The sequence below is a fragment of the Sulfurimonas sp. genome, from assembly GCF_041583195.1.
Classification (GTDB): Bacteria; Campylobacterota; Campylobacteria; order Campylobacterales; family Sulfurimonadaceae; genus Sulfurimonas.
In genome coordinates this window covers 161,708-170,385 of record NZ_JBFHGL010000005.1, presented here as the reverse complement: position 1 = coordinate 170,385, position 8,678 = coordinate 161,708, and the positions used below count along the sequence as shown (strand labels likewise).

11 protein-coding genes are annotated in these 8,678 nt (G+C 31.0%); 5 read left to right on the top strand and 6 right to left on the bottom strand.

Going from position 1 to position 8,678, the window contains the following annotated elements; genetic code table 11:
* Positions 1-502 precede the first annotated feature (502 nt).
* The gene (locus ABZA65_RS06740) at positions 503-1,204 is read left to right on the top strand and encodes a Bax inhibitor-1/YccA family protein (protein ID WP_373071956.1); all 702 of its coding nucleotides are present in this window, start codon (positions 503-505) and stop codon (positions 1,202-1,204) included.
* Positions 1,197-1,604: a thiamine-phosphate pyrophosphorylase gene (locus ABZA65_RS06735; protein ID WP_373071954.1), complete on the top strand. Its 408-nt coding sequence runs from the start codon at positions 1,197-1,199 to the stop codon at positions 1,602-1,604. Before ABZA65_RS06740 ends, ABZA65_RS06735 begins: the two co-directional genes overlap by 8 nt.
* Here ABZA65_RS06735 and ABZA65_RS06730 read toward each other — a convergent pair.
* Genes ABZA65_RS06730 through ABZA65_RS06710 form a run of 5 tightly spaced genes read right to left on the bottom strand, consistent with a single transcriptional unit; the run spans position 1,601 to position 5,552 of the window.
* Positions 1,601-2,338: a competence/damage-inducible protein A gene (locus ABZA65_RS06730; RefSeq protein ID WP_373071953.1), complete on the bottom strand. Its 738-nt coding sequence runs from the start codon at positions 2,336-2,338 to the stop codon at positions 1,601-1,603. The genes ABZA65_RS06735 and ABZA65_RS06730 overlap by 4 nt on opposite strands.
* Before the next feature lie 11 nt (positions 2,339-2,349).
* Complete coding sequence (locus ABZA65_RS06725) at positions 2,350-3,045, bottom strand: methyltransferase domain-containing protein (RefSeq protein WP_373071950.1); 696 nt, start codon at positions 3,043-3,045, stop codon at positions 2,350-2,352.
* Positions 3,042-3,842, bottom strand: a complete 801-nt coding sequence (locus ABZA65_RS06720) for a metal ABC transporter permease (protein ID WP_373071948.1) — start codon at positions 3,840-3,842, stop codon at positions 3,042-3,044. The genes ABZA65_RS06725 and ABZA65_RS06720 overlap by 4 nt, the downstream gene beginning before the upstream one ends.
* A gap of 1 nt (position 3,843) precedes the next feature.
* The gene (locus ABZA65_RS06715; protein WP_373071946.1) at positions 3,844-4,608 is read right to left on the bottom strand and encodes a metal ABC transporter ATP-binding protein; all 765 of its coding nucleotides are present in this window, start codon (positions 4,606-4,608) and stop codon (positions 3,844-3,846) included.
* On the bottom strand, positions 4,605-5,552 hold the full coding sequence (locus tag ABZA65_RS06710; RefSeq protein WP_373071944.1) for a metal ABC transporter substrate-binding protein: 948 nt from the start codon (positions 5,550-5,552) through the stop codon (positions 4,605-4,607). Before ABZA65_RS06710 ends, ABZA65_RS06715 begins: the two co-directional genes overlap by 4 nt.
* Before the next feature lie 108 nt (positions 5,553-5,660).
* Between ABZA65_RS06710 and secG the strand changes: the two genes are divergently transcribed.
* From secG to pyrE, 3 genes are read left to right on the top strand one after another with little or no spacing between them, the layout of a single operon-like run.
* Positions 5,661-5,984 carry a preprotein translocase subunit SecG gene (gene secG / locus ABZA65_RS06705; protein ID WP_373071942.1) on the top strand — a complete coding sequence of 108 codons (324 nt, stop codon included), beginning with the start codon at positions 5,661-5,663 and terminating at the stop codon, positions 5,982-5,984.
* A 12-nt stretch (positions 5,985-5,996) separates the two neighbouring features.
* The gene (gene frr, locus ABZA65_RS06700) at positions 5,997-6,554 is read left to right on the top strand and encodes a ribosome recycling factor (protein ID WP_373071940.1); all 558 of its coding nucleotides are present in this window, start codon (positions 5,997-5,999) and stop codon (positions 6,552-6,554) included.
* Positions 6,554-7,162 (top strand): orotate phosphoribosyltransferase, encoded by a 609-nt coding sequence (pyrE, locus tag ABZA65_RS06695; protein ID WP_373071938.1) that lies wholly within the window; start codon positions 6,554-6,556, stop codon positions 7,160-7,162. The genes frr and pyrE overlap by 1 nt, the downstream gene beginning before the upstream one ends.
* On the opposite strand, the gene ABZA65_RS06690 is transcribed toward pyrE, so the two are convergent.
* The gene (locus tag ABZA65_RS06690) at positions 7,159-8,148 is read right to left on the bottom strand and encodes a sensor histidine kinase (protein ID WP_373071936.1); all 990 of its coding nucleotides are present in this window, start codon (positions 8,146-8,148) and stop codon (positions 7,159-7,161) included. The genes pyrE and ABZA65_RS06690 overlap by 4 nt on opposite strands.
* Between the last annotated feature and the right edge of the window lie 530 nt (positions 8,149-8,678).

Below are 8,678 nucleotides of genomic sequence, written 5' to 3'. Positions count from 1 at the left end.
TAATATGAATTACTGACCTTGCCCAAGATCAAAATCTTTGGCTTTGTATTATCTAATTACTATAATATAGTATTAGACGTAAAGTATCTATTAATTTCTAAATAAATAAAAGTTAATAGACGGTTGTTGTTATTATATTTTATAAAGTAAACTCTATAAACTAATAACTATTTTTTAATAGTTCTCAGTTAGTTTACTTACTTAGTTTTCAATGATCTCAAACTTCTAAATGACCCTTCAACTCGAAGCGTCTCTTGAAACACTCTCTCAAATGTCTCTTCCGTTTGTGGAGCAGAATTATAGGAAAACATTTCTTTTATGTCAATAGTTTTTCAAAAGAATTTGCAAATTTTTTTGAAAATGTTTATTTAGTTATCATATGTTATTTCTTAGTAGTTCTGTTTTGCACTTTGTATATATATAGTATATTAAATCAATTTGTTTCTCTATGTTTACTCTTTATATGTAAAATTCTTATATTTAAAAATAAAAGGAAATAATTATGGGACTATATGATCGTGATTATGCAAGAAGCGGAAATGCTTTTGAATATGGTAGCGTATCTAGAAGTGAAGCTCAAATAGTTACGTTTGTTAAAGAAACATATAAACTATTTGCTGCCTCGATGATGGCCGGTGCTGTTGGAGCATACGTTGGTGTACCAATGGCCGGTGCAATATCTAGCTGGTTTATTCCACTAGTAATTTTAGAGATCGCTTTATTATTTGGTTTATTTGCTGTAAAACATAAACCTGGTATTAACTTAGCTGTTATGTTTGGATTTGTATTTGTTACAGGTCTAACATTGGCACCTCTTTTAGCTCATACACTTGGGATGAATGGCGGTGGAGTTGTTATTGGTAATGCTTTTGCTATGACTTCTTTAATTTTTGGTAGTATGAGTTTTTATGCTATTAAAACTACTAAAGACTTTACAGGTTACGGTAAACCTTTAATGATTGCAGTTTTAGTAATTTTTGCTTTCTCAATTGTAAATCTGTTTTTAGGAAGCCCAATCATTGCTATTGGTATCTCGGCAGTTGTAGTTGTACTATTTAGTATCTTAGTTGTATTTGATACACAAAATATTATAGCTGGAAACTATGAAACTCCTATCGATGGTGCAATTGCACTATACTTAGACTTCTTAAATATCTTTACAGCTCTTTTACACCTGTTTGGAATATTTGGAAACGATGAGTAAAAATAATTTATCACCCGAACTTTACCGGGTGATAGATGCAAACCTTAACCGTCTTAAAGAAGGTATTAGAGTTGTAGAAGACTTGCAACGATACCTATACAATAACAAAGATATCTCACAAAAACTAAAAAACCTTAGACACTTATCTGTTTATGAAGATATAGATGCACTACTTAAACATCGTGACAGTATTAACGATGTATTACGTCCAACTATAGATGATGAGTTAAACAGAACAGATTTAAAAAGTGTAGTGATTGCCAACTTTAAACGTGCACAAGAGAGTTCGCGTGTACTGGAAGAACTTTTTAAACTTCATAGTTCTAAAGAGAGTGAGAAGTTTAAACATATTAGATATGAGCTATATGATCTGGAAAAAAATATCTTAACAAATAGCTAAGCATCTAAAATTGAGTATTCTATTTTCTTCTCTTCTAGTTCAGTTTTAAACATTTCAAAATATTTTTTTACCAATACATCTTCATAACCGCTTAACGATAATTCAACTAATGGCTTAGAATCTTTAAACATAGGTAAAGATGAGAGTTCTATATTTTGTGGAACTTGATTCATTAAAGTAATTAGTGTATTTTCACTGGTTTTTGCCACTAGTGTATAACGGTATTTTTTCTTTGATTCGCTGAAATATTCAGCTATCACATTCTCAAGCATTGGATGAGCCATAGATGGAAAACCAGGCACAAAGAAGAACCTGTTTTCTAATGAAAAAGCAGACATATTATTTACCGGATTAAATATAAGATCACTCCCCTTTGGTATATCTGCCATATGAATTCTATGTGGATATGCCTCATCACCAAACTTATCCAAAATATCTTGCTTAAACTTTTCATTTGTTTGTAAAGGTGAAGATGTAAAAACATCCGCAGCAATTTGGCGTGTTAGATCATCAGGTGTTGAGCCAATACCACCAAAAGAGAAAAGAATAGAATTATCGTCCTCTTTTATCATTTTATATGTATTTTTAATAAGAGTTTCATCATCTTTTACTATAAAAGAACCAAAAAGCTCATGTCCATATTTGGCCAATTCTTTTTTTAGAAAATCAAAATGTTTGTCTTCACGTCTGCTATTTAAAATTTCAGTACCGATAATGACAGCATAAAAGTTCATTACGTTCCTTTTTATTTTGATATTATATATACTACCTCAAACTCTAAATAATTTAAAGGGTAGTTTTTTATAAGCTCTTTAGTTTGCTTATAGTCTAATACATTTCTAGAGCCGCTAACTCCACTTTTTTTTATATACCTAAACATCTCTCTGTTATTTTCAAATTCTAATCTGTATTCTATTACTTCCATCTCAAGATTAAAATACTTTTTTTGTAATTTATCTATATAATCTGCACTTTTTAAAATCGGCTCCAAATTTGCAGTTTTATTTAATGTTTTAAAAGTCCCTGACGTAAATATCGCAAGTGCTATTGGTGCATCTAAAGATTTTATATTAGCAAAAACACAATCAATATCATCTGCCCATTGAAGAGCAGATGCAGAAAAAATAAAATCATAGTTATATGTTAATAGATTATCAAATAAAGTTTGGTCATTAAAATCACCATATATACACTCAACTTCTTTCGATCTCGGATGTAATTCAAGCATCCCTGGTGAGAAATCTACACCTGTAAAATGTTTATATTTCCAATCTATTTTTTTACATAAACTTCCACTACCGCAGCCTATATCTAAAATATTTTGCGGTTTATTTTTCTTTTTAGAGATCTTGGATAAAAGATGTTTTATCACTTTATTTTGAATTACATTATATGTATTGTATGTCTTTGCATACTTTGAGAACTCTTGACTAATTTTCATGATTTTTTATTTATTACTATAGAAAATATAAATATTACGAGGACACACACAACTATAGTAGCACCACTTGGAAGGGAGAAATTGTACGAGAGATACATTCCGCTTATTACACTAAATAGTGCAAAAGATAAAGCTAATAAAGTAGTCTTAAAAAAGCCTTGTTTATACTGCAAAGCTGAAACCGTTGGAATTACCATAAGTGCACCGATCAGTAACGATCCTACTATTCTAATAGATAAAGCTATAATAATTGCCACAACACTTACAAGTAAAAAGTTTAAAAGTTTAACTTTAATACCACTGATCTTGGCCACTTCTTCATCATACGCTATAAAATAGAACTCTTTTGAAAATGCAAGTAAAATAGCTAAGGCAATAACTCCAAAAATTAATATTGTTATAACATCTTCAATACTTACTGAGAGAATAGAACCAAATAGGTATGAAAATAATGAGTTATTAAATGCACCGCCTAAAGATACTATTATCACGGCTAAAGCTAATGAGCCTGAGAGAAGTATGGCCAAAACTGCATCTGAATATATTGTAAAGTTTGCACGTAAATACTCTATAAGCCATGCAGAAAAAAGTGCTACAACAACAGCAATCCATAATGGGTTATATCCTGCTACTAAACCAACAGCAACTCCTAATAATGCAGAGTGAGCTAATGTTTCACTAATCATTGAATAACGTTTAAGGACTACAAATGTACCGCTAATTGAAGCTAGTGTAGCTATTATAATTCCTGCTAAAAATGCACGCTGCATAAAATCGTATTGAAGCATCTCTATCATATTAGTGTCCGTGTTTATGGTTGTGAATTAGATGAGCATCTATTCCGTAAAGCTCACTCATCTCATCACAAGAAAGTGCTTGTTTTGGATTATTACAAGTTATAACATTTTGGTTTACCGTAAATAATCTTGCGATATCATCAGCTATAACACCAATATCGTGTGTTATAAAAACAATAGTTATTTTTTTATTTTTATTTAGCTCTCTAAGTAGTGCATAAAACCTGTTTTGAGATTTAATATCTACACCTGTATTTGGTTCATCCAATATCAATACTTCAGGCTCAGAAGCCAAAGCACGTGCAATCATAACACGTTGACGCTGACCACCTGAGAGTGTCCCTACCATCTTATCTTTAAGATGTGTTATATCCATCTGTTTCATAGCATCTTCTACTAGTCTATGATCTTCTAAACTCATTTTTGAGAATAGTTTTCTTTGTGGTGTTCTACCCATCTTAACAATATCTAAAACAGTTGCCGGAAAATTTATATCAACATGTGATGCACGCTGTGGGACATATCCTATTTTATTCCACTTATGAAATTTTGAAAGTTTTTTACCATATATTTTAATCTCACCGCTGGTCGGTTTTTCCAAGCCCAATAGCAAACGAATCAAAGTTGTTTTTCCACCACCGTTTGGACCTATAATTCCTATATACTGAGAGTTATATATTTGCAGCGATACGTTTGAAAGTATATCAACGCCACCAACGTTAAAGCTCAAATTTTTTACATCAAATATAGGTATTTTAAAGATCATTTACACTCTAATGCTTGTTTGATTTTTTTGATATTCTCATCCATGATATGTTTATAGCTTTTACCTACTTCATCTTTTGTAATATTACCAAGCGGTTGAAGCGTATCAACTTTTACACCTGTATCTTTAGCAATTGACTTTATAATTTTATCGCTTGCAAAACTCTCAAAAAATATAATTGAGATCCCTTCATCTTCTATCAGATGAAGTATTTTTTTAATATCATCTGGTGAAGGCATTGAATCATTTGATAAACCGTTTATTGATTCTATATGAAAATTATACTTTTTTCCAAGATATGAAAATGCATTATGATTCACTACAATAGTATCTTTTTTACACTCTTTTAAAGCAGATTTGTAAGAGTTATCCATCTCAGCTAAACTTGCCAAGTAACTTTTTTTATTTGTTTCAAAAAACTCTTTATCTTTTGGTGATAGCTTTATAAATTCAGCTACTATAACCTCTGTCATCTTCTCCATATTTTCTAAATCTAACCAATAGTGTGGATCAAGAGCTTCTTTATGTTCACTTTTCTCTTCATGCTCAAGTTCTGAATCTTTATGGTGGTGATGTTCATCATCTTCATCCAAATGTATCAACTTCACATATTTTGACATATCAAGTGAATTCTGAGTTGAAAATTTTGCAGCCCACGGTTCTAAAGATGCACCGCTATATATAAACAAATTTGCATCTTGAATGCCGGCCATATTTTTAGGACTTAACTCATAAGAGTGTGCATCACTTCCAAAAGGAAGGATATTTTTAACGTTAAACCTATCTTCTGCTATATGTGTTGTTATGTCGTAAAGGGCATAGGTACTAACAACAATATTTATCTTAGTATTTTTAATATCAGATTTTTTTTCAGAACTACAAGCAACAAATAAACTTGCTAAAACAGCTGCAAAAAGTGTAATAATTATCTTTTTAAAAATCATATGTCACCTATCTCTATTTTTTAACATTATACCCAATTTTGAATTAAAGGTTTTTTTAGATATAATTCGCAACTTTAATCATGGCACACGCCAAATAGGAATTTATAAATGACAACTAGTTTTTTACTTATTGTTCAAATAGTTTTAGTGGTTTTAATTGTAATCGCTGTGCTATTACAGAAAAGCTCAAGCATTGGTCTTGGAGCATATAGCGGTTCAAACGACTCAGTATTTGGAGCAAAAGGACCAAACAGCTTTTTAGCAAAAGTTACATTTACAATAGGGTTTTTATTTGTTGTAAATACTATCACTCTAGGTTACATGTACTCTCAGGCAGCTAGTGAATCAGTTGTTGACAATATGGTAGAGGATACAAATGTTGTAGCACCTAAGGCTGCACCGGTAGCAAAAGAAACAAACAGTTCAAAATAAGGGGATACTCAAATGTTAGATGATGTTTATAATCAATGTGAAGCGAAGATGCAAGGCAGTGTTGAACACATGCATAGAGATTTCAAAACTTTAAGAACAGGTAAAGTTTCTACTACAGTTTTAGATAATGTTAAAATTGACTACTACGGTACTATGACTCCGCTTGACCAAGTTGGTTCAGTTACAGCTGTAGATGCAACTACAATCGCTATCAACCCTTGGGAAAAACACCTTTTAGGTGATATTGAAGCTGCTATAAATGCTGCTAATCTTGGTGTTAACCCAAACAATGACGGTGACTTTATCAAACTTTTCTTCCCACCTATGACAAGTGAGCAAAGACAAGAAACTGTTAAACAGATGAAGGGGATGGTTGAAGATGCTAAAGTTTCTGTAAGAAACGATAGAAAAAAAGCAAATGATGCTATTAAAAAACTTGAGAAAGACAAAGAAGTAACTCAAGATGAATCTAAATCTGCTCAAGAGAACATTCAAAAATTAACTGATAAATATATTGCTGTGATCGAAGAAGATGCTAAAGCAAAAGAGATAGAGGTTCTAAAAGTTTAATGGACATTAAAAAAATATATATGGACGCGGAAGCTCTTTTAGAAGGGCACTTTAAACTAAGTAGCGGAAACCATTCTCAATTTTATCTACAATCTGCAAAAGTTTTAGAAGATCCAAAAACTGCTAAACTTTTAGCTGATGCACTTGCAGCTCAGATCAAAGAAAGCGGCTTAGAAGTAGATACAGTATGTGCTCCTGCACTTGGTGGACTAATAGCAGGCTTTGCACTAGCGACTGCCCTTGATGTTCGCTCGATTTTTGCTGAACGTGTAAATGGAGAGATGAGTATCCGTCGCGGTTTTGAAGTAAAAAAAGGCGAGAAAGTTTTAATGTGTGAAGACATTATTACAACAGGTGGAAGTGCTATGGAAGCTGCGGAGGTTGTAAAAAGCCTGGGCGGTGAGATCGTTGGTGTAGCAGCTTTAGCAAACCGCGGTTTTTGTAAACGCCAGAACAGTGATGTTGAAACAAAACCTAACTGTAAACTTCCTCAAGATATCCCTTTCTTTGCACTGGAAGACTTTACATTTGAGATGTATTCACCGGATGAATGCCCGTTATGTAAAGATGGAAGCGAAGCTATTAAACCTGGTTCACGCGGAAATTAATCTATTTTTAATGCTACTGTAAATACTGCTCCATTATCATTTGAAGCTTTTATAGTAGCCCCATACTTTTCACATATTAGATAGCACATATATAAACCCATACCTGTTCCTCCTGTTTTACCTTTAGTAGTAAAATCCATTTTAAAAATATCATCTATTATCTTTTTATCTATACCTTTTCCACTATCTTTAATTTTGATAATAACTTTACTCATTTGAGTATAACAGTTTATAAATATTTTTCTGTCTTTAGAGTCTACATTACTTTTTAACATCTCATCTTTTGCATTACTTAAAATACTAAGAATTAGATGTATTATGTCATTTGAGTTTACATTAATAAATATGTTTTCGTTACATGACACATCTACTTTTATCATATTTCTTAAAAGCTCATCTTTAAGAAGAATCAATGCTGAATCTACTAATACTTTTAAACTAACTAGTTCAGTATTAGAATCTGCTCTAAAAAAATTTCGAAATTCATTTAACGTATTAGTAAGGTGAGTAATTTGTTTGTTAACTATATTATAACAATCTATGATATCTTTGTTTTTGATCACTTCATTAGCTTTAGCTGAATTTTCTAACATAGATATACTCATAACTATAGCGTTCAAAGGTTGCTTCCATTGATGTGCAATTGCATCAATTATCTCCCCCATTGCTGCTTGTCTAGATCGGCGTAACAACATTTTATTCTTTTCTTTTAATTCGCATGTTATATCATCAACCCTATTTTTAAAACTCTCTTTAAGAAGTATTGTCTCTTTTAAAGTTTTAAACTGTCTATAACCATTTAAAAGTATTATAAGCATAAATAAAGTTGCCATTGACGCCACAATATAAAACATCCCGTTTCCATGGTATATCAATGCACAAATAAGAGGAATCATTTGTAATATTACAAACAATACAAAAATATAAAAGACACTAACAAATATCGATACTGAACCTGCTGCTATAGAAGTAATTATTGTAACCATAACAAATATATGAATATCTTCAGTATAAAGTACACTTTGCCATACTATATAACCATATAAAATTGCTGTTATAGAAATTAATATGGTGTATATTTTTAAATATCTATATATTTTATCTTTATCATTAAATTTTAGATAATTACTTATCTTTTTAGCCACATACATTCTCGAAAAAAATAAAAAAAAGTGTATCATAAGCCAAAAGTGCATATAGGGGATTAACCTGTAAAATATGACTAAAATTGCTATAGGGAGGATTATATTAGAAGCAATTGATCCTGATAAATTATTCTTAGCAACCATCTCTACAAGTTTAATATTGTAACTAGTATTTAATAATTTTTTTAGATCATCAATCATTAATACATTCCGTTAAAAAGAATTTATTAATATGATATCTGTTTAGAATTAAGTTAATCTTAATTATTAGTAAAAAATATATTACTATGTGACATCTTTTGTGACATCTTTATTTTATAATTTTAGTGTTCGAAGGGGATTCATAGTTATTATTTACTTCTTTTTTTCTC